Raw genomic sequence first — 19,295 nt, 5'->3', positions numbered from 1 at the left:
GGTCGGCTTTATGGACTTCTTAGAAGTCCATGCCGCCCATGCCGCCCATGCCGCCGCCCGGCATTGCCGGAGCGCCACCATCCTTCTTCGGCAGCTCGGCGACCATCGCCTCGGTGGTGATCAGCAAGCCGGCGATCGAAGCCGCGTCCTGCAGAGCCGTGCGCACGACCTTGGTCGGGTCGATGATGCCGGCTTCCACCATGTTGACGAATTCTTCGCTCTGCGCGTTGAAGCCGAAGGTCTCGTCGCTGTTTTCCTGGATCTTGCCGACGACGATCGAGCCTTCGACGCCCGCGTTCTCGGCGATCTGACGGATCGGAGCCTCAAGCGCACGCAGCACGATCTTGATACCGGCCTGGATGTCGGCGTTGTCGGAGGTCAGGGCCTCGACAGCCTTCTTGGCGCGCAGCAGGGCGGTGCCACCACCCGGTACGATGCCTTCTTCCACGGCAGCGCGGGTCGCGTTGAGCGCGTCGTCGACGCGGTCCTTCTTTTCCTTGACCTCAACCTCGGTGGCGCCACCGACGCGGATCACGGCCACACCGCCTGCGAGCTTGGCGAGACGCTCCTGGAGCTTCTCACGGTCATAGTCGGAGGTGGTTTCCTCGATCTGCGCCTTGATCTGGCCAACGCGGCCTTCGATGTCGGCCTTGTCGCCCGCACCGTCGACGATGGTGGTCGTCTCCTTGGTGATGGAGACCTTCTCGGCGGTGCCGAGCATGTCGAGGGTGACGTTCTCGAGCTTGATGCCGAGATCCTCGGAGATCACCGTGCCGCCCGTCAGGATGGCGATGTCCTCAAGCATGGCCTTGCGGCGATCGCCGAAGCCCGGAGCCTTGACGGCAGCGATCTTCAGGCCGCCACGCAGCTTGTTGACCACGAGGGTGGCCAGAGCCTCGCCTTCGACGTCCTCGGCGATGATCAGCAGCGGACGCGAGGACTGCACGACGCTTTCCAGGATCGGCAGCATGGCCTGAAGGTTGGAGAGCTTCTTCTCGTGCAGGAGGATGTACGGCTTCTCGAGATCCGCAACCATCTTCTCAGCGTTGGTCACGAAGTACGGCGACAGGTAGCCGCGGTCGAACTGCATGCCTTCGACGACTTCGAGCTCGGTCTCAAGGGACTTTGCTTCCTCGACGGTGATCACGCCTTCGTTGCCGACGCGCTGCATCGCCTCGGCGATGTCGTTGCCGATCTGGGTGTCGCCATTGGCCGAGATGGTGCCGACCTGTGCAACCTCAGCGGAGGTGGAGATGGTCTTGGAGCGGCCGACCAGATCCTTGACGGCAGCGGCAGCGGCGAGATCGACACCGCGCTTCAGGTCCATCGGGTTCATGCCGGCGGCAACGGCCTTGGCGCCCTCGCGAACGATGGCCTGGGCCAGCACGGTGGCGGTGGTGGTGCCGTCACCGGCGATGTCGTTGGTCTTCGACGCCACTTCGCGCACCATCTGGGCGCCCATGTTCTCGAACTTGTCCTCAAGCTCGATTTCCTTGGCGACCGACACACCGTCCTTGGTGATACGCGGAGCGCCGAAGGCCTTGTCGATGACGACGTTCCGGCCCTTCGGGCCGAGGGTCACCTTGACCGCATTGGCGAGAATGTCGACGCCGCGCAACATCCGGTCGCGAGCTTCGGTGGAAAACTTGACTTCCTTGGCAGCCATAATCTCAGTCTCCTGATTGATCTTTTTCCGGTGAAACCGCCATTGGCTCACGGTGCCTCCGAGGGGCGCTTTCCAGCTCCGCACAAATTGGCGGGGCGAAAGATCGAGCGCACATCAACGGAGCCCCGGGCCCAGCGGCAGGAGCGTTTCGGTGCTTAGCCGATCACGCCCATGATGTCGGATTCCTTCATGATCAGAAGGTCTTCGCCGTCAATCTTGACTTCGGTGCCGGACCACTTGCCAAACAGCACGCGGTCGCCGGCCTTGACGTCCAGCGCGATCAGCTCGCCGCTGTCCTTCCGGGCGCCGGCGCCAACAGCGACGATCTCGCCTTCCTGCGGCTTTTCCTTGGCGGTGTCCGGAATGATGATCCCACCAGCGGTCTTTTCCTCGGAATCGACGCGGCGGACAACGACGCGATCATGCAAAGGGCGGAACTTCATGACGTGCTCTTTCCTTTCCTGGCCAGCGTGGTACTCATCCCCCGTTGCGCGAAAAGCACAACGAAGCGACCGCAGACCACGTTGGCACTCCTTCAATGAGAGTGCTAACAGCGCTGCACATGTAGGATGGTGCCCAGGCCCTGTCAATGACCTTCTCGTCCGGTTTTTTTGTGGCGGAACACCAGGCGGCGGAGCGGCACAGCACGATCTTCCATTGACTCACAAGCGGCGGAAACTCTTTTTAAAACAGTTTCCTCTAGCAACCTGAGCATGAGAAAATTCAGGCACCTCCTCTCCAAATTCGCGGACGATCGCTCCGGTGCGCTGGTCATCATGCTGGCGCTGGCGGCGGCCTTTCTGATCATGATCGTCGGCGCCGGGCTGGACTTTGCACGCGGCCACAACACCAAGAGCCGCCTGCAGGCCGCGGTGGATGCGGCAGCCCTTGCCGCCAACTACGATTCGGATGGCCTGTCCGAAGACGCAATCAAGGAGAATGCCACGCGCTACTTCAACTCCACCTATGTGTCCCGACAGGGGACCAAGGCGGAGGTCGAGGTCACCGTGGTCAAGGGCGTCGTGACGGTGGTCGCCCGGGAGAAGGTGCCCGCCCTGTTCGGCAGCTTCTTCGGAAACGATACCCTGGATGTCTCGGCGCACTCGCAAACGGTGGTCGGCAAGGCCACCTTCGACGTGGTGATGGTGCTCGACAACTCCGGCTCCATGGGCGGCAGCAAGCTGACGACCCTGAAAAAGGCCGGCAAGGACCTCGCCGAAACCCTGTTCGAGATCAACAAGACCGGCGACAAGCACGACCGGGTCAAGATCGGGCTGGTGCCCTTCACCTCCTTCGTCAACATCGGCAAGGAGAGCACGTCGGAAGACTGGATGGACCGGGAGGGACGCTCGCCGATCCACTGGACCAATTTCGAGACCCGCGCCGATGGCACGCCGGATCCGAACGAATTCGACCAGCGGTATTTCGTCAATGGCCGACCCAGCCGCTTCACCCTGTTCAAGCAGCTCAAGCACACGGACTGGCTCGGCTGTGTCGAGGCCCGGCCGATGCCGTATGACGTCACCGACGCGGCGCCGACCAAGTCCGACCCCGCCACCTTGTTCGTGCCGCAGTTCGCCCCCGCCGAGCCACTAAGGGAAAAAAACCAGGGCGACTATAAGGGCAAATTCACCAACTTCTATCTCGATGAAGACAAGGGTGCCTGCACGACCTCCGTCAAAAGAGCTTACAAGAACAGCGGCATGACCCGCCCGGAATATGCCCAGAAGCGGCTCTGCAAATACCGGAACCAGCCCCGGAGCTACGGCAACAGCTACACCAAGGGCCCCAACTACAATTGCCGGACCGTCCCTGTTACCGATCTGACCGACAACGAAACCACCATTTACACTGGCCTCAGGAACATGAAGGCCACCGGCAACACCAACATCCAACAGGGCACGGTCTGGGGCTGGCGGATGCTGACGCCGGGCGCCCCCTTCACCTCCGGACGTGAAAAGGACGAGACCAGCGACAACGAGCATGTGCGCATCCTGATCGTCATGACCGACGGGCAGAACACCTATACCAACCAGTACACCTTCAACCAGACGCGCCCGGAAGCCTATGGCTATGGCGCGGAGCAACGTCTTGGCCGCGGTGTCGATCGCTCCTGGGAAATTCAGCAAAAAATGGACGAACGCACCGCGCTGACCTGCGAGAACGCCAAGGCGGACGGGGTTTCGATCTACACCGTCGCCTTCCAGATCAGTGACCGGGACACGGTGAAGATGATGCGCAACTGCGCGACCTCGCCGAACATGGCGTTCGAGGCCAAGTCCAACAACGATCTGGTCGAGGCATTCGAGCGGATTGCCGACGAGATCAGCAAGCTGCGGCTGGCGCGCTAGGGTCTGGTTACTCGGCCGTGACGGTGAAGGGCAGCGACAACTCGCCGGACTTGCCGCTGACCGCGTCGTTGATCCGGGCGAGCAGCGTGTAGTCTCCGGGACGCAGGCCGTCGAAGCCGAGCCGCAGCGTGATGTAGAGCTCGCGGCGCTTCTCCCGGCTGTCGGCAACAAGGCGCGCAAAGCCCTTTTCCTCCGCCAGCACCTGCCCGGATGGGGTGAGCAGGGTATAATCGGCGGTCAGGCGGATACCATAGCCCGTCTCCGTTTCCCGATAGCCATAGCCGACCGGCTGGGCATAGACGACCAGGGTGTCGGTGGGGGCGAAGCTGGCCTTTGTGCGCGGCACATAGGTGCCATAGCCGACGACGCTGCCCGCTTCGGCGAACAGACCAGCGGTGAAGCCGAGCGGCTCCAGCGCCCGCCAGGCGGTGTCCAGCTCGGCCTGGGCCTTCGACAGGGCAGCCGCCGGCGTATTGGCCGCAGCACTTGCCGGAGCGCCTTCCGATACTTTCGCCGGAGTCTCTGCGGAAACGGGCAGGATATGGCTCACCGACAGAAGCAGGGCGGCAGCCGCAACCGGGCCGCATCCGGAAAAAAGAGCCTTGGTCATCATTCGCCCCACAGCCGCTGGCTCGGCGCATCGGCAACCGCCTCTTCCGGCTGCAGGACCCGCCATGTGATCATCGCCCGGCCCCCTGCGGGATCCACGCCGACCGGACGCGGATGCGCCCGCGGCACCCAAGCATTCGCGGCGCACCGTATAGACCGACCCTGGAAAAACAACAAGATTATCCAGCGAAAGACGTAAACGTCGCCCCGCTCACCTCTTCCGGGCGCCCGGTCCAGGACTGGCGCTTGCGGTAGATCGTCGAGGGGCTGATCTCCAGCGCGGCGGCCGCCTTGGCGATATTGCCATCGAAGGTGGCAAGCGCATGTTCGATGATCCGCTTTTCCTGCGCCCAGAGCGGTTCGATCTCACGTGCCCGTCCACGCACCGGTGGAGGCGCGAGATCGCGCGAGGTGATCGGCGCGCCGATCGCGCTCCCCTCGCCGCGCAGGAAGCCGGGCAGCATCTGCGCCCGCAGCACCTCGCCATCATGCAGAACCACAGCCTGGCGCATGGCGTTTTCCAGCTGCCGCACATTGCCCGGCCAGTCATAGGTCAAGAGGCTTTCCTCCGCCGCCGGATCGAGGCGAGCGAACTTCCGCCCCTCCTGTTCCGCGTAGCGGGTGAGGAAGGTCTGGGCCAGCGGCAGGATGTCCTCGCGCCGATCGCGCAGCGCCGGAAGCCGGATCGGCAGCACATGCAGCCGGTAATAAAGGTCCTCGCGAAACCGCCCCCGGGCGATTTCCTCATGCGGGTCCCGGTTGGTCGCGCACAGGATCCGCACATCGACCGGCCGTTGCCGCGTGTCGCCGACCCGCTGGATCATGCCGGTCTGGACGAAGCGCAGGAGCTTCGACTGCAGGGCGATGTCCATCTCGCCGATCTCATCGAGGAACAGCGTGCCCTTGTCGGCCAGTTCGGCCGCGCCGGGCCGGTCCTCACCGGCGCCGGTGAACGCGCCGCGGACATGGCCGAAGATCTCGCTCTCCATCAACTCGGCCGGGATCGCCGCGCAGTTGATGGCAACAAAGGCACTGTCCTTGCGCGGCGAGCGGGCGTGGATCGCCGCTGCGCACAATTCCTTGCCGCTGCCCGATTCGCCGGTGACGAACACCGGCGCGGAAGACGGAGCAATGCGGCGGATCTGGTCGTAGATGTCGCGCATGCGAGCCGACCCGCCAACGAACCCCTCGAAGGTGTAGGGCGTGGCGGCCTCTTGCTTCGCCCGCTCTGCGGCGGTGGCGCGCGCCGCGCCCCCGTGACCGCGCGAGGCACGGGCGTTTTGCAGCAGGAACCGGTCGATCTTCTCCGCGACAACCACCGGATCGGCCGGAATGGAGATCACGTCATGGGCACCGGCTTCCATCGCCGACAGGCTGCGGCTGAGCGAGCCTTTGGCGCTGACCGCCATCAGCAGGGCCTGGGGCTGGGCGGCGGCGAGCCGGGACAGGTGCCCGTCCTGACCGAGCGTCTCCAGATCGACGATCATCACGTCCGGGCGGGTTTGCGTGTTCGCCGCATAGAACGGCTCGAAGCTGTGAAATGCCACCGGCGCCGCGCATGGATGATCCATTGCGGTCGCGACCGAGCCGGCAAGACTGCGCGTCGTGCCTTCTCCGTCGAGGACGGCCAACCGGATGTGCCCCTCAGCGCCATGCATGGACTCCATGCTTTGGCGACCCCCTTGTTTCTCAGCCGAGCAGTCGGCATCAAATTGATTTGCCATCGGATTTTCGGCCAGACATGGTAAACAAAGTGTTTCCGGCCCGTCGGTTTGCCTGTCGCAGCTTGCCTCAGGCGGGCTGATTCCGCGCTTCTGCGGATGGATGCCTCGGCGGGACTGGTGCTAGGCTCGCCCGAAACACCAAGGGCAAGAGGCAAGCGATTGAGAACCGTATCATTCCCCGTACCCTTCAGCACTCTTGACCCGGATGCAACGCGATGACCGGCTGGCGCACCTTTCTGGTCCTGCTGCTGGTGGCCGCCGGCCTTGGCGGCGCCTGGTGGTGGCGGGACCGGCCGGTGGTGGTGGCCACCGTACAGCCCCATCGCGGCAGCGCCGCCGATGTGGTCTATGCCACCGGCGTGGTCGAGCCGGTCCGCTGGGCCAAGGTGACCAGCGTGCTGCGCGAGCGCATCATTGAGTTGTGCAATTGCGAGGGGGAGACGGTCACCCGTGGCACCGTCCTCGGCCAGCTCGATGCCTCGGACGCCCGGGCGACCCTCGCCGAACTCCAGGCCCGCGAGAAGCTGTCGGCACAGGAGTTGGAGCGGGCGGCGGGCCTTGTCGAGCGGCGGGTGATCTCCCGCCAGGCCTTCGACCGGGTGGAGAACGACCATTCGCGCAACGTGGCGCTGGTGGCGGCGCAGTCGGCGCGGCTTGCCGACTACGAGCTGCGCGCGCCGATGGACGGCAAGGTGCTGCGCCGCGATGGCGAGGTCGGCGAGGTGGCCGAGCCGGGCGAGGTGCTGTTCTGGGTCGGCCAGGCCGAACCGCTGCAGATCGTCGCCGACATCAACGAAGAAGACATTCCGCTCATTCGCGCCGGCCAGACGGCCTTGGTGCGGGCCGATGCCTTTCCCGGCAGCACTTTCGACGCCCGCGTCGACCGGATCACGCCGAAGGGCGACCCGATCCTGAAAACCTACCGGGTCTACCTCACCTTCCCGGCCGAGACGCCGCTGATGATCGGCATGACCAGCGATGTCAACGTGATCGTGCGCGAGGTCGCCGACACGCTGCTGATCCCGCTGGCGGCGCTCGACGGCAACCGGGTGCATGTGCTGGCGGGCGACGGCCGGCTGGAAACCCGGCAGCTGATGGTCGGCATTCGCGGCACCACCACGGTCGAGGTGCTGGACGGGCTCAGCGAAGAGGAACGGATCGTCGCCACCTGGAGCGATGCCTTGCGCGATGGCCAGAAGGCGAAGGCGCAGGCGCGCGCCGATGCAGCCTCCGCCCCCGGCGCGCCGGAGGGCTGAGCCATGCCGCTGATCCTGTCGATCGCGCTGACCCATGTGGCCGGACGGCTGCGCCAGAGCGTTGTCTCGGTGCTGGGGGTGACCCTTGGCGTCGGCTTTTCCATTGCCATGGCGGCGCTGATGGAGGGCTCCCAGCATGACTTCATCGCCACGCTGGTCGATGCCATCCCCCATGTGGAGGTGACCGACGACCAGCGCGATCCGCCCCCGCCCCCCGCCGCCACCCGGTTCGACGCGGTCAATGTGATCGGTGCGCGGCCCGATGACGACACGAGGGGCCTGCGCAACCCGGTGCGGCTGCGGGCGATGCTGGCAAGCTGGCTGCCCGGACGCATGGCCGCCTCGCTGAACGGCCAGGCGGTGCTGCGCTACGGCGGCAAGGATGTGGCGATCTCGCTCACCGGGGTGGATCCGGCGGCCCATCTGAAGATTTCCACCATTGCCGAGGACATGCGCGCCGGCTCGTTCCTCGACCTTGCGGCCAATCTCAACGGGCTGATCATCGGCGACGGGGTCGCCGACAAGCTCGGCGCCGGCCTTGGCGACACGGTGGCGGTCTCCGCCTCCTCCGGGGCGGTGCGCCGGCTGAAGGTGATCGGCCTTTACCACACCGGAGTCACCCAGGCGGACGACGCCACCGGCTACACGGTGCTGAAGACCGCGCAGGTGCTGTTCTCCCGGCCCAATGCCATCAACCGCCTGTCGATCCGGCTCGACGATGTCAACGCCGCGCGCGCGATCGCCGCCCGGGTGGAGCGCATGACCGGCTACCGCGCCACCTCCTGGCAGGAGGCGAACGAGGGGCTGATGGAGGTTCTCGTGGTGCGCAACATCATCATGTACACGGTGGTCGGCGCGATCCTGCTGGTGGCGGGTTTCGGCATCTTCACCATCGTCTCGACCATCGTGCATGAGAAGTCGCGGGATATCGCCATTCTCAAGTCGCTCGGCTTCGAGCAATCGGACATCCGGCGGATCTTCCTCGCCGAGGGGCTGCTGATCGGTCTGGTCGGCTCGGTGCTCGGCTCCGGCCTTGGCTATGCGCTCAGCCTGACGCTCGGCTCGCTGACCTTCGAGGTGAAGACCGAGATCGAACTGACCTCGCTGCCGCTCTACTACAGCCCGGTGCATTACCTGATCGCCTGCGCCTTCGCCCTGTTTTCCGCCGGGGTCGCCGGCTACCTGCCGGCCCGCCGCGCCGCCCGGCTCAACCCGGTCGATATCATCCGGGGGGCGGCATGAGCGCGTCCGAAACCGCTGCGACCAGCAACCACGGCGGCCCCGGCGCGACGACCGAGGCCGGACCGCTGATCGAAGCGCGCGGACTGACGCGCATCCTGCCCGGCCTGGTGCCGGTGACGCTGGTGCGCGACATCGACCTTGAGATCAAGCGCGGCGAGTTCGTCGCCATCACCGGACCGTCCGGCTCGGGCAAATCCTCGCTGCTTTACCTGCTGGGCCTGCTCGACACGCCGACAAGCGGCGAGGTGCTTGTCAATGGCAAGCCGACCCACCTGCACAGCGAGGCCAAGCGGGCGCGGCTGCGGCTGAGCACGCTGGGTTTCGTTTTCCAGTTCCACTTCCTCTTGCCGGAATTCACCGTGGCGGAAAATGTCATGATCCCCATGCGCAAACTGGGCAGGCTTTCCCATGACGCCATGCGGGACGAGGCGGTCGGGCTGCTCTCCGATCTCGGCCTTGCCGACCATGTGGACAAGCGGCCGGATCAACTATCGGGCGGGCAGCGCCAGCGGGTGGCGGTCGCTCGCGCGCTCGCCAACCAGCCGCCGGTGATCCTTGCCGACGAGCCCACCGGCAGCCTCGACAGCAAATCCTCCGAGCAGGTGTTCGAAATCCTCAGGGATCTGGTGGACCGACGCGGCAAGTCAGTGATCGCCGTCACCCATGATCTCGACATGGCCGCGCGAATGGACCGCCGCCTGCACCTGATCGACGGCCGCCTCGCCGCCCCACCCGCCGAAGGGGTGTAGGGGCCAAGATCAACCAAGACCGTCACCCCTATCCTGCGCTGGGGTTTATGAGACCGGTACCCAGAGCTTGCTTCAATAATTCACTTGGCCCTCGACCTGCCAAACCAAAGATTTCCAATGCTAGGCGTGCACGCGACGCCGCTACATACAGTCTGTTATGAGCCACATATTTCTGAAAACTTCGCGTTTCCAAAGTACCTGCCCCTGAATCCAGAGGAACACGCCCCTTATCGACACCAACAATGATAACTGCATTAAACTCTAGACCACCAACAAAGTCCGCATGACCAACGATCAAATGCCCAGACTTCTCTGCCTCCTTTACGCGAAAGTAATCCCCCCTGCGATCAAGAACCGTTACCGCTTTATTATTTTCTCTCGCGTACCTCGCAAGTTCTGCCGCTATTCCCTCTGAAACTGCCGTCACCAACACTTCCCATGGGCGCGATTGAGTTAGCCTTTGAAGCTCCGACGCCCGTCTGAAGGCGGCCTCGATCATCGCAAGGTCGTTACTCTCTTCGCGATACCGGATTGGTTGACTTAGCTTTTCCTCCTCCGCCGTCAGGCCACTTTGCGCCGAGGCAAGGCTGTTGGAAAAGTCAGTGAAAAGCGTTGCACCTGACGAAAGAATGGATGCAGAAAAATCCACGATCTCGGATGAACTCCTGAATACCGCCTTATACCTTACTTCTTCAACATCGACTTCAACGCCGTTCACACCAAAGGCTCCTCCCTCTTCTAAATACCCAGCATCCCAACCTCTATCACCGACCGCTTGCGCTTTATCAATTGCCAAGCTAATGGGCGCTGTTCCTGAACCTTTAGTAAGGTAATGAAACACCTGAAGTTCATTGATATTGAAAAGATGCGCCTCATCTACACCAATATAATCAAATCCCTCCCTACTACGCCGACGCCTCCAAATTGGCGTATCGAGTTGCCCCAGCGCAGAAAGAACAACGTCGTCGGTGTCGAATTGACCAGTACTTCGCAACTCCTCCTCATAAAGCCGAAAAACGACATAGACGAAACCCTTATCCGCATCGTTGGATACGGGAAGTCCATACTTCAGCGCGGGACATTCCTTGTAGGCATCAAATTTACCTCCGGCCCGCCCCTTAATCTGCACACTAATTTCATGCTGAAAAAGCGGGGCCAAGTCGGTGTCAATATTGTTGGTCAGAAAGTCGCGGAACACCTCACTCATATGTGGCGAATGAGAGCCAAATTCAGCCTCTCGTGCCTGCCGTAAGCTTTGCTCAATATACATTCCCTGCAACATCTTTGAGTCTTGCGCATCTCGATCAACAAATTCCGTATCCGAGATACTCTGATTCAAGACATCCGAGCATACCGTCGCCAACGTTTTGACTGAGAGCGACACTGCCTCTTCCTCGGGATCGCGCGTATGATACCCACCAGGCGCCATAATCTCGAGAACTTCCAATGCGCTTCTTCTCGTTGCTTCACTATGAGTGATAAATATCGCCCTAAAATTAGAATTTCCTTCTTCCGCTTCGGCGCACTTCAGCAAAGACCGAATTAGAAGCGTAGCCGTTTTACCAGTACCCGCAGCTCCAATAAGCCTTTGTGCTTTGGAAAACGGCGCATTTACGAAATCCCATTGCTGTTCCGTTAGACGCTCCTTCCATTGCTCCAAAGGTAGAAACGCCCCCTTACCCGTACCCAGTGAGGCACTTGAGAGAATTGTATCGGAAATTCTCTTTTCTTCCTTTCCTGCGGCAGCCACTAGGTTTTCTGGAACAGATGAATAAACTTCGCGAAGACAATCCACTACCCGCCTAAAATTTGTTAGAGGTGCAATCTCGGTCCCCGAGTCAGCACCTTCAAAGCCTGACTTATAGAGAAGGATGAAATTTCCAGAAATATCTCTAGCTCTCAATCTCTTGGCGTCTGGATCACGCTCAAGCGCCACGCGAAAGCCTGAGGCCTTTGAAAACCCCAACGGGAACAAAACTGCTTTTGTCGTACCCGATATTATCTTCTCAGATGCATTATAAACCCCATTCCCAGACCAATACTTCGCACAGAATCTAAATGACTTCTGAAGAACAGTAAGAACACTTGACGGGTCAAGCTTCTCAAATATTTCCGAAGACTCACAATCGATAATAAGAAACTTCTTTCTCGTCCATCCGCCTGATGTTGATAGAAATAATCCATCTGACCTTGTGGTCATGACAATATCGCCGACAGCCCTGAACCCCTCCTGCCCCCCCGAAAGAAGTTCGACAAATGCAGCTCCCTCGCGAAAATCGACACTCTGCATCTGTCGGCCAGAAATCAGTTCGTTGATCGCGCCATTATCAATGCAAATGTACTTCACGCCTCATCCTCACTTATTCTAAAAGAAAGAGTTCGACTCAGGATCTCATCCATCTCGGCCGCCTGAGGATCGGCAATCCCAATCCGCCCAAATAAGTTCGCATACGACTGCATTAGGTGCTCAATAGAGGGAGACCCGAGTTGCGAAACAGGCATCGCAAGATCATCCAACGACAGGTCAAGGCCTCCCCCTCCAGATTCGGGGCCAAACTCACGCCACCTTTCTCTAGAGAGTCCAGAGGCCAACTCCACCGCAACTTCACGTGGCAGCGATGCGACCTCACGAAGAAGACAAACAAACCCATCTGCAATGGATGTTGGCAATATCCTCTCCATGAAATAATATCCAACAACCTTGTGATCAAAAAGCTCCCTCAATAAAGACTTAATAAGCTTACACCTATTATTAACAAACCAAGAAAACAATTCTTCCTTCGAATCTAATAATCTATTTATCAATTTTATATCCGAATCTATAGAAATTAACCTATCTCTTGCCTTTGAGTTTCCGCCCGCCTGCTTCGAACTCGAGAAATGAACTTTAACGATCTCGGAAATAGATACAGAGAGAATTAGATTTGGCGACAAATTATTTTCTTTCAAACAATTTATTATTTTACCTTTTTTATCCTTAAGCTCTCGATCAATCAGTATTTCCAACCCATCCAATAGAAACCAGTCCGACAATCGAACAATAGGCAGATAGTTTAACAATCGATATTTCTCTTGAGCAACATCACATCTCGCCGTTATGGCTAGCCCATGCACTTCCTTCCCCGGATACCGGAATGCTTTTGCACAGCTGAAGATGGTTCCTTGTGTGAGATTTCCGAGGTGGGCATCTTCTATCTGCGGCCTCAATATTCTATTTTTGCCGATTGACATGATTCCTCAAAATTAATCTATCGCGCCCTTCGAATTTTAGGTCGCATCTAAAGACATATACAACCGCGAAACAACCTCACGGGCATACCCCCTTCCCCCCTCACCCTTCCGCGTCGAGCGGGGGGACCGGGCGGGGGCGGCCGGTGTCATCGACGGCGACGAAGGTGAAGGTGGCGTCGGTGACCTTTTCCCGTCCGCCGTGGCGGTGGCGCAGGGCCCAGGCCTCTATCGCCACCTTCATCGAGGTGCGGCCGACGGTCGGGATCGAGCAATAGACGCAAAGCACATCGCCGACCTGCACCGGGCGGATGAAGGTCATCCGGTCGACGGAGATGGTCACCACCCGGCCGAGCGCGCGCTGTCCGGCGGCGATGCCGCCCGCCAGATCCATCTGCGACAGCACCCAGCCGCCGAAAATATCGCCGGCCGCATTGGTGTCGGCCGGCATGGCCATGGTGCGCAGGGTCAGCTCACCCGAAGGCGCTTCGGTCTCGGTCGGCGCGGTCTGGTCGGTCTGGTCGGTCACGTTGGGAAGGCTCCGGATGCGGCGATGGGCAGGCTCACCGCCGGAGCTTAATCCATTCCGCTGTCAGCGGAAATCGCTTGCCCACAGAAAAGACGCGGCCGCATGGGGTGTCGGCGCCAGCTTTGCCTCACCACCCCGGCGCCCCATGCGGCCAGACGCCACCCGAAAAGGCGCTATTCGTAAAACCAGACCATCGCCAGCATGATCCACAGCGGCATCGGCGCCGCCACCCAGATCAGCAATGCCGGGAGCCAATGGGCTAGACTGGTGGGGAAGACCCGTTTCATGGCGCTACCTCCCTCAGAACAGGGTGAAGTCATGGGCGGCGAGCGCGGCCAGCGCGATCACGCCGACGGTCAGGGCCGCCCGGGCATTGCTGACCAGCGACCGGCCGATCCGGTCAAGCCGGGGCGCGGGCCCGCGTTCGCTGTCGCCCGCCATGGAGACAAGCAGCACGGAAAACAGCACCAGCCACGCAAACGCGCCGACTTCCGCAACAAGCACGACAGCTTCCAGCATCACACAGGCTCCTTTTCTCGCGTTTGCGTCAGCCCCGGTGGCGGCTCCGACCCGGCAAAGCCGAAGCGGGCGAACCACAGGCTCTGGGCGATCCGCTCGCCCGCCTCGATCACCGCCCGGGCCGCCCCCGGCGAGAAGATCTCCCGGCAGACCTCACGGAATTCGCCAAGCCACAGCTCGAAATCCTCGGAAACAACCTCGGACAGCTTCTGGTGCACCGGCACCGGCTGGCCCTTGTAGCTGCCGGTCTTCAGCAGCACCGACGACCAGAACCGCTTCATGATCGCCAGATGCTCCGGCCAGCGCCCGGCAAGGCGCGTCTCGAAAATCGGCCCCAGACGGGCATGGCGGCGAATGCGCCCGTAGAACTCCTCGACCAACCGGTCGATCTTTTCCGCGTCGATATCCGCATGGGCGGGTGCCCGGCGCATCTGCGCCGAGACCACCCGAAGCTGCGCCCCGTCCCTGTCGCCCGTCCCGGTCATCGCCACCCCGCCTGTCTCGGCTTTCTCTATCATTCATTTCATGCGCATCTTTTATTTGCCATGCTCGCGCGGTAAAAGCAACATATTAAATGAATGTTTTGAGGGTCCCATGCGACTGAACCAGGCAAGCGATTTCGCCTTGCGTATCCTGATGCGGCTGGGGCAGGTCGATGAGCCGCAGACCATCGACACGCTCAGCCGCACCCTCGGGCTGGCGAAGTCCCATGTGATGAAGCTCGTCGCCCGGCTGGCGCAGGCCGGTCTGGTGGAGACCACCCGCGGGCGCGGCGGCGGCGTGCGCCTGTTGCGCCCGCCGTCGGAGATCCGTGCCGGCGCGGTGGTGCGGCTGATGGAGCAGGATCTGGCGGTGGTCGCGTGCCTGCGCGAGGGGCCCTGCGCCTGCTCCTTCCTGCCGCTCTGCGCCCTCAAAGGGGCGATGGCCGAGGCGGCGGAGGCGTTTCTGGACAGCCTCGATCGCTGGACGCTGGAGGATCTTCTGAAAGGCACCCAGCCGGCCCGCTCGCTCGAACGGCTGGCGCCGTAGCCCGCTCCTCCGGTGGCCCGCCGATCCCGGCGCGGGGGCCGGGAGGACGCCAAGAGATTGGGCAACCGTTGCTCTACCTCCGACACCTCCCCACGCTCCGCGTCCTCCCGGACGGAGCGTCAGCGAAGATCCGGGATCGGAGAGCCGAAAAGCCAGCGCGTGGATTGAACCCGGAACCGAAAGCCCGTGCCTCGCCGATCCCGGCGCGGGGGCCGGGATGAGGCCCGCGAGATGCAAAAACGGCGGGGTGTTGCCCCGCCGTCTTTTCGTTTCTGTCCTGTGATCCGCGCCGGTCAGGCGGCGGCCACATCCTGCAGGAAGCGGTCGATCTCGCCGCGCAGGGCATCGGTGTTGTCGCTCATCGCGCCGGAGGCCGACAGGACGTTTTCCGCCGCCATGCTGGTGCTTTCCACCGCCCGGGCGAGTTCGTCCATGTTGCGGGTCACCGCGCCGGTCCCCTGCGCCGCCTGCTGCACGCTGCGGGAGATGTCGCTCGTCGCTGCGCCCTGCTGCTCCACCGCGCTGGCGATCGAGGCAGTGTAGCCGTTGACCTCCTGCATGATCTGCGCGATCTCGCCAATCGCCGCCACGGCTTCGCCGGTCGACCCCTGGATCGAGGAGATTTGCGCGCCGATCTCTTCCGTCGCCTTGGAGGTCTGGGTCGCCAGTTCCTTCACCTCCGCCGCGACGACGGCGAACCCGCGCCCGGCTTCACCGGCCCGCGCCGCCTCGATGGTGGCATTGAGGGCAAGCAAGTTGGTCTGTTCGGCAATCGCCTGAATGAGGCTGACCACCTCGCCGATCTTGTTGGCCGCCTGGGCAAGGCTGGCGACCTTCTCGTTGGTCGCGTGGGTGCCTTGCGTCGCCTGATCGACCACCTGGGTGGTCTGACCCACCTGACGGGAAATCTCGGCGATGGAGGCGGTCAGTTCCTCCGCCGCGCTGGCGACGGTCTGCACGTTGTCGGTCGCCTCGGAGCTGGCCTGCGAGGTCGCGGCCGAGCGGTCGGCATTGTCGCGGGCGGTCTCGGTCAGCTCGCGCGCCGTTTCGCCAAGGCCGCTGGCGGTCTGGCTGACGGTGCCGATCAGCTCCTGCACCCGGCTGCGGAAGTCGGTGATCAGCGCCTCGGTGCGGGCCTGGCGGGCAATCCGCGCGCTGGTCTCCTCGCCTTGCGCCGCTTCGAGACGCTGGCGCTCGATGGCATTCTCGCGGAAGGTCTCGACCGCGACGGCCATGTCGCCGATCTCGTCCTTGCGCGCCCCGATCGAGGTGTCGACCGAGGTATCGCCATCGGCCAGACGCCGCATCACCTCGGTGAGCCGCACCACCGGACGGGCAACGGCACCGGCGCCGAACCAGACAAAGACCAGCACCAGCACCAGCAAGCCGCCGGAGATCGCCAGCATGGTGTTGCGCGCGCTGATGGCACCGGCCATCATCACGTCATAGGGAATGTCGACGGTGACGTACCACTTGTTCTCCACCCCGGGGAAGGCAACCGGCACGGCCGCCTGGAACCGGTCATCGATGGTCTCGCCATAGCCAGCGCTTTCCGCCTGGCGGATCAGCTCCAGCACGCCAGCGTCGGCGACCGGCTTGCCCAGCTGGTCCGCATCGTCGGTCGAGACCCACAGGTTGTCGCCGCCCACGAGCCGAACCCGGCCGGCGCCAAACGGGGTATGCGCGGACATCCGCTCGACGATGTCGGTCAGCGCCATGTCCGAGGTGACGATACCGATCGGCTTGCCGCCATCACGCAGCACCCAGCTGACCGTGGTCATCAGGATGTCCTTGCCGTTCAGCGGGTAGGTGTAGGGAGGGGTGATCGACGGGCGGTTGTTGCGCACCGGCGCATCATACCAGCCCTCGGTGCCCGCTTCCTTGGTCATCACCAGCTGCTCGACCTTCACCTTGCGGTCAGGGCCGTAGAAGAAATAGGGGACGAAGCGACCGTTTGCGTCGGAATACTTGTGCGAAGTGAACTCGGCGTCCTTGCCATCGAGCGCATTCGGCTCGAAGGCCAGCGTCATGCCGACCAGCTCCGGATTGGCTTCCACGGTGCGGATCATCAGATCCCCGAGCCGGTCGCGGTCGCGCATGCCGCCCTGGAGGAGCCCTTCCACGGTCGCGGCGGCGGTCTTGGCAACGGTCACCGGCTCAATGACCGAGCCGGATACGTCTTCCGCATAGGCCTCAAGCAGGGCGCGGGCTTCCTCATGCGCCAGATCCCGGGTCGCGGAGGTCATCACCACCGATCCGGTCAGGCTCACGCCAAGCAGCGACACAAAAAACAGTGCGCCGGCACTGAGAAGAAGCTTGTTGCGAATGGAAAGATCAGAAAACCGCATCTCGCGAACTCCGCGTTTGGCCCATCGGCACCCTCTGGTTGATCCTTGCTACGATCAACCGCGTTACCGGCGGCTTAACTCACTGCGATTTCTGACTATTTTCTATTTCCGGATGCACAATAAAATCACTACACGCCACAGGAGCCCGCTGACGCAGAGCGCCTTTTCCCGCCCATCGACGTCGCGGAAACGGCGGTTTAGGGGGATACCTCGCCAACGAGGCAGACCGCTAGAGCACCGAGGCCTGTTTCAGAAGATCCGGCTTCTCCAGGCAGTAATATCCAGAAATCCGGCTGATGGTTCCCGCCCGTTTCCAGTCATTCAGCACCCGGCTGACGTTTTCCCGCGCCGCGCCGGCCATATTTGCGATGTCCGATTGCGAAAGCTTGTAGTGAATGAGGATCCGGTCTTTCTCCACCGGCTTGCCGAAGGTCTCGGCCAGTTGCAACAAGGTCTGGGCCACCCGTCCGGGAAGCGGCAGAAAGGAGCGCGCGGCAAGCACGTCATTGGCCTGGCGCAACCGCTTGCCGACAATCGACAGCATATGGCGGTAGACTGCCGGGTTGGCATCGGCGAAGCGCTCGAAAGCGTGTTTGTCGATGAAGGCGAGGCGCGAGGCCTTCAGCGCCGTGACATTGGCCGAGCGCGCCCGCCCATCCAGAAGAGCCAATTCGCCGACGATGCTGCCCGGCCCCATCACCGCGAGAAACTGCTCGTCGCCCTCGACGCTGACGATCGAGACCTTGAGCGAGCCTTCCAGAATGGCGTAGCAGCCGTTGCCCGGATCGCCGGATTCAAACAGGATCGCCCCGGGCTTGACCGACATGGGCCGCGCCAGCGCCGCCAGCCCGGACGCCAGATCGCCAGACAGCCCCTCCAGCGAGAAGCTGTTCTCCAGAAACCTTTGCAGCTCAACCATTGTACTCTGCCCCACTTATTTGCCCGCCCTCACGCGGCGCCCCGGCCCTGCCCCTCCAGCATGCCTGCCGCGCGTGCCCCTGCCCTGCCACCTGGGCGGGAGCCGGAACAGCTTAGTGTCGTTTCCGTTCCGACAAAACGGATTGTGTGATGCCCATCACTGTTGTCCGGCCGGAAGCTCCCTATATCTTAGGACAACAGCCGGTCGCTTTCCTGACCTCGCGACCGGCCCATACGAAAACGGCTCCCCATCCCCGCGGGGAGCCGTTTTCGTATGGGCGCGCCCCTTATGGTCATGCCGTCAGTACAGAAAGATGTCCTTTTCCACCAGAAGCAGCAAGAACTCCTCGCTCTTCAGGAAACCGAACAGCTCCGCCCGCGCTTCCTGGGCCACCGGCGGCTCGCTGCGGCGCAAGCGATCATCGGCCTCCCCCGGCTGGCACATCACCGCCGCCCCGTCCGGCACGCCGTTCAGCCCGCGCCAGACATGCGCCCGCAAATCGGCTACATGGGCGGGAAAGGGAAAGCCCGGTCCGCGCGAACGCATCTCCAGACCAAGCGCTTTGGCCGCGCGGCGCACGGCCCGCAAGCCCCTGCGTCCCTTGTCCGGGGCGATCACCTGCGGCGGCACGGCGCGCTGGCTGGCCTGGCGCAGCACCACCCGGGCCAGGCGCGGCACCGCCATCAGGTCATCGGCCACATGCACGAAATCCGCCGGGCGCTGATAGTAGTCCTCGAAACGGTGAAACTGGGCATCGACCTCCGCCGCCAGAACCTCCTCGGGCAAGAGCCGCAGCGCGCTGCGCCAGCGCCACCAGAACGGACCGGGAAAGGTGTCGCCGAACTGCTCTTGTGCCGCTTCCGACAGGGGCATATGTGGCCCGCACAGGGTCACCGTCAGGCCGACAAGCGTTTCATGGCGCGCGGCATCGACCGTGTCGCGCAAGGGCAGGTATTCGCGGGTCCACAGATCGGACACCACCATGCAGCCGACGGCGGACAAAAGCCCGGCGGCAACCAGCTCGCGCTGCGCGCGGTCAACGCCGAAGGCAAGCCCATAGTCCGGCGCAGTCAGCAGGATACGTCGCATCGAAAGGTCTTTCAGGGCGAAGCGGGCGGAACGGAAA

17 protein-coding genes are annotated in these 19,295 nt (G+C 62.5%); 5 read left to right on the top strand and 12 right to left on the bottom strand.

What is annotated here, in order from left to right; all coding sequences use genetic code 11:
- Window positions 1-19: 19 nt before the first annotated feature.
- Both groL and groES read right to left on the bottom strand, forming a co-directional pair.
- Window positions 20-1,666 (bottom strand): chaperonin GroEL, encoded by a 1,647-nt coding sequence (gene groL, locus LC062_RS05190; RefSeq protein WP_224909973.1) that lies wholly within the window; start codon window positions 1,664-1,666, stop codon window positions 20-22.
- Between the two features lie 155 nt (window positions 1,667-1,821).
- Window positions 1,822-2,109 carry a co-chaperone GroES gene (gene groES, locus LC062_RS05185; protein ID WP_181760244.1) on the bottom strand — a complete coding sequence of 96 codons (288 nt, stop codon included), beginning with the start codon at window positions 2,107-2,109 and terminating at the stop codon, window positions 1,822-1,824.
- Window positions 2,110-2,379: 270 nt separating this feature from the next.
- Here groES and LC062_RS05180 point away from each other — a divergent pair, with 270 nt between their 5' ends.
- On the top strand, window positions 2,380-4,017 hold the full coding sequence (locus tag LC062_RS05180) for a TadE/TadG family type IV pilus assembly protein (protein ID WP_224909972.1): 1,638 nt from the start codon (window positions 2,380-2,382) through the stop codon (window positions 4,015-4,017).
- A gap of 7 nt (window positions 4,018-4,024) precedes the next feature.
- On the opposite strand, the gene LC062_RS05175 is transcribed toward LC062_RS05180, so the two are convergent.
- Window positions 4,025-4,627 carry a hypothetical protein gene (locus tag LC062_RS05175; protein ID WP_224909971.1) on the bottom strand — a complete coding sequence of 201 codons (603 nt, stop codon included), beginning with the start codon at window positions 4,625-4,627 and terminating at the stop codon, window positions 4,025-4,027.
- A 178-nt stretch (window positions 4,628-4,805) separates the two neighbouring features.
- The gene (locus tag LC062_RS05170; RefSeq protein ID WP_224909970.1) at window positions 4,806-6,293 is read right to left on the bottom strand and encodes a sigma-54 dependent transcriptional regulator; all 1,488 of its coding nucleotides are present in this window, start codon (window positions 6,291-6,293) and stop codon (window positions 4,806-4,808) included.
- A 272-nt stretch (window positions 6,294-6,565) separates the two neighbouring features.
- Here LC062_RS05170 and LC062_RS05165 point away from each other — a divergent pair, with 272 nt between their 5' ends.
- The 3 genes from LC062_RS05165 to LC062_RS05155 are packed head-to-tail and all read left to right on the top strand — an operon-like array spanning window position 6,566 to window position 9,597.
- Window positions 6,566-7,606: an efflux RND transporter periplasmic adaptor subunit gene (locus tag LC062_RS05165; protein WP_224909969.1), complete on the top strand. Its 1,041-nt coding sequence runs from the start codon at window positions 6,566-6,568 to the stop codon at window positions 7,604-7,606.
- A gap of 3 nt (window positions 7,607-7,609) precedes the next feature.
- Window positions 7,610-8,848, top strand: coding sequence for an ABC transporter permease (locus tag LC062_RS05160; RefSeq protein WP_224909968.1), 1,239 nt, complete (start codon window positions 7,610-7,612; stop codon window positions 8,846-8,848).
- Window positions 8,845-9,597, top strand: coding sequence for an ABC transporter ATP-binding protein (locus LC062_RS05155; protein ID WP_224909967.1), 753 nt, complete (start codon window positions 8,845-8,847; stop codon window positions 9,595-9,597). Before LC062_RS05160 ends, LC062_RS05155 begins: the two co-directional genes overlap by 4 nt.
- 28 nt (window positions 9,598-9,625) lie before the next feature.
- On the opposite strand, the gene LC062_RS05150 is transcribed toward LC062_RS05155, so the two are convergent.
- The 5 genes from LC062_RS05150 to LC062_RS05130 form a co-directional block, all read right to left on the bottom strand.
- Window positions 9,626-11,944, bottom strand: a complete 2,319-nt coding sequence (locus LC062_RS05150) for a UvrD-helicase domain-containing protein (RefSeq protein WP_224909966.1) — start codon at window positions 11,942-11,944, stop codon at window positions 9,626-9,628.
- Window positions 11,941-12,828, bottom strand: a complete 888-nt coding sequence (locus LC062_RS05145) for a hypothetical protein (RefSeq protein ID WP_224909965.1) — start codon at window positions 12,826-12,828, stop codon at window positions 11,941-11,943. The genes LC062_RS05150 and LC062_RS05145 overlap by 4 nt, the downstream gene beginning before the upstream one ends.
- Window positions 12,829-12,928: 100 nt before the next feature.
- On the bottom strand, window positions 12,929-13,282 hold the full coding sequence (locus tag LC062_RS05140; protein ID WP_181760319.1) for an acyl-CoA thioesterase: 354 nt from the start codon (window positions 13,280-13,282) through the stop codon (window positions 12,929-12,931).
- A gap of 372 nt (window positions 13,283-13,654) precedes the next feature.
- The gene (locus LC062_RS05135) at window positions 13,655-13,873 is read right to left on the bottom strand and encodes a hypothetical protein (RefSeq protein WP_224909964.1); all 219 of its coding nucleotides are present in this window, start codon (window positions 13,871-13,873) and stop codon (window positions 13,655-13,657) included.
- The gene (locus LC062_RS05130; RefSeq protein WP_224909963.1) at window positions 13,873-14,391 is read right to left on the bottom strand and encodes a group III truncated hemoglobin; all 519 of its coding nucleotides are present in this window, start codon (window positions 14,389-14,391) and stop codon (window positions 13,873-13,875) included. Before LC062_RS05130 ends, LC062_RS05135 begins: the two co-directional genes overlap by 1 nt.
- Before the next feature lie 76 nt (window positions 14,392-14,467).
- Here LC062_RS05130 and LC062_RS05125 point away from each other — a divergent pair, with 76 nt between their 5' ends.
- The gene (locus tag LC062_RS05125) at window positions 14,468-14,902 is read left to right on the top strand and encodes an RrF2 family transcriptional regulator (RefSeq protein ID WP_181760253.1); all 435 of its coding nucleotides are present in this window, start codon (window positions 14,468-14,470) and stop codon (window positions 14,900-14,902) included.
- Between the two features lie 293 nt (window positions 14,903-15,195).
- Here the strand turns inward: LC062_RS05125 and LC062_RS05120 are convergent, their stop codons facing one another.
- From LC062_RS05120 to LC062_RS05110, 3 genes are all read right to left on the bottom strand, one after another.
- Entirely contained in the window at window positions 15,196-17,250 is a 2,055-nt protein-coding gene (locus LC062_RS05120; RefSeq protein WP_224909962.1) for a methyl-accepting chemotaxis protein, read from the bottom strand.
- Between the two features lie 229 nt (window positions 17,251-17,479).
- Complete coding sequence (locus tag LC062_RS05115; RefSeq protein ID WP_224909961.1) at window positions 17,480-18,169, bottom strand: Crp/Fnr family transcriptional regulator; 690 nt, start codon at window positions 18,167-18,169, stop codon at window positions 17,480-17,482.
- Window positions 18,170-18,469: 300 nt separating this feature from the next.
- Window positions 18,470-19,258 carry a ChbG/HpnK family deacetylase gene (locus tag LC062_RS05110; protein ID WP_224909960.1) on the bottom strand — a complete coding sequence of 263 codons (789 nt, stop codon included), beginning with the start codon at window positions 19,256-19,258 and terminating at the stop codon, window positions 18,470-18,472.
- Window positions 19,259-19,295 lie beyond the last annotated feature (37 nt).

Origin of the sequence: Stappia indica (assembly GCF_020177335.1) — a bacterium.
Classification (GTDB): domain Bacteria; phylum Pseudomonadota; class Alphaproteobacteria; order Rhizobiales; family Stappiaceae; genus Stappia; species Stappia indica_B.
Note: the sequence above shows the minus strand (reverse complement) of the source record. Positions and strands in the feature narration are given on the sequence as shown.

Bases quoted from the DNA above. Each gene is read 5' to 3' on its own strand.
- groL (WP_224909973.1), bottom strand. From the start codon at position 1,666: ATGGCTGCCAAGGAAGTCAAGTTTTCCACCGAAGCTCGCGACCGGATG.
- groES (WP_181760244.1), bottom strand. From the start codon at position 2,109: ATGAAGTTCCGCCCTTTGCATGATCGCGTCGTTGTCCGCCGCGTCGAT.
- LC062_RS05180 (WP_224909972.1), top strand. From the start codon at position 2,380: ATGAGAAAATTCAGGCACCTCCTCTCCAAATTCGCGGACGATCGCTCC.
- LC062_RS05175 (WP_224909971.1), bottom strand. From the start codon at position 4,627: ATGACCAAGGCTCTTTTTTCCGGATGCGGCCCGGTTGCGGCTGCCGCC.
- LC062_RS05170 (WP_224909970.1), bottom strand. From the start codon at position 6,293: ATGGAGTCCATGCATGGCGCTGAGGGGCACATCCGGTTGGCCGTCCTC.
- LC062_RS05165 (WP_224909969.1), top strand. From the start codon at position 6,566: ATGACCGGCTGGCGCACCTTTCTGGTCCTGCTGCTGGTGGCCGCCGGC.
- LC062_RS05160 (WP_224909968.1), top strand. From the start codon at position 7,610: ATGCCGCTGATCCTGTCGATCGCGCTGACCCATGTGGCCGGACGGCTG.
- LC062_RS05155 (WP_224909967.1), top strand. From the start codon at position 8,845: ATGAGCGCGTCCGAAACCGCTGCGACCAGCAACCACGGCGGCCCCGGC.
- LC062_RS05145 (WP_224909965.1), bottom strand. From the start codon at position 12,828: ATGTCAATCGGCAAAAATAGAATATTGAGGCCGCAGATAGAAGATGCC.
- LC062_RS05140 (WP_181760319.1), bottom strand. From the start codon at position 13,282: ATGGCCATGCCGGCCGACACCAATGCGGCCGGCGATATTTTCGGCGGC.
- LC062_RS05135 (WP_224909964.1), bottom strand. From the start codon at position 13,873: ATGCTGGAAGCTGTCGTGCTTGTTGCGGAAGTCGGCGCGTTTGCGTGG.
- LC062_RS05130 (WP_224909963.1), bottom strand. From the start codon at position 14,391: ATGATAGAGAAAGCCGAGACAGGCGGGGTGGCGATGACCGGGACGGGC.
- LC062_RS05125 (WP_181760253.1), top strand. From the start codon at position 14,468: ATGCGACTGAACCAGGCAAGCGATTTCGCCTTGCGTATCCTGATGCGG.
- LC062_RS05120 (WP_224909962.1), bottom strand. From the start codon at position 17,250: ATGCGGTTTTCTGATCTTTCCATTCGCAACAAGCTTCTTCTCAGTGCC.
- LC062_RS05115 (WP_224909961.1), bottom strand. From the start codon at position 18,169: ATGGTTGAGCTGCAAAGGTTTCTGGAGAACAGCTTCTCGCTGGAGGGG.
- LC062_RS05110 (WP_224909960.1), bottom strand. From the start codon at position 19,258: ATGCGACGTATCCTGCTGACTGCGCCGGACTATGGGCTTGCCTTCGGC.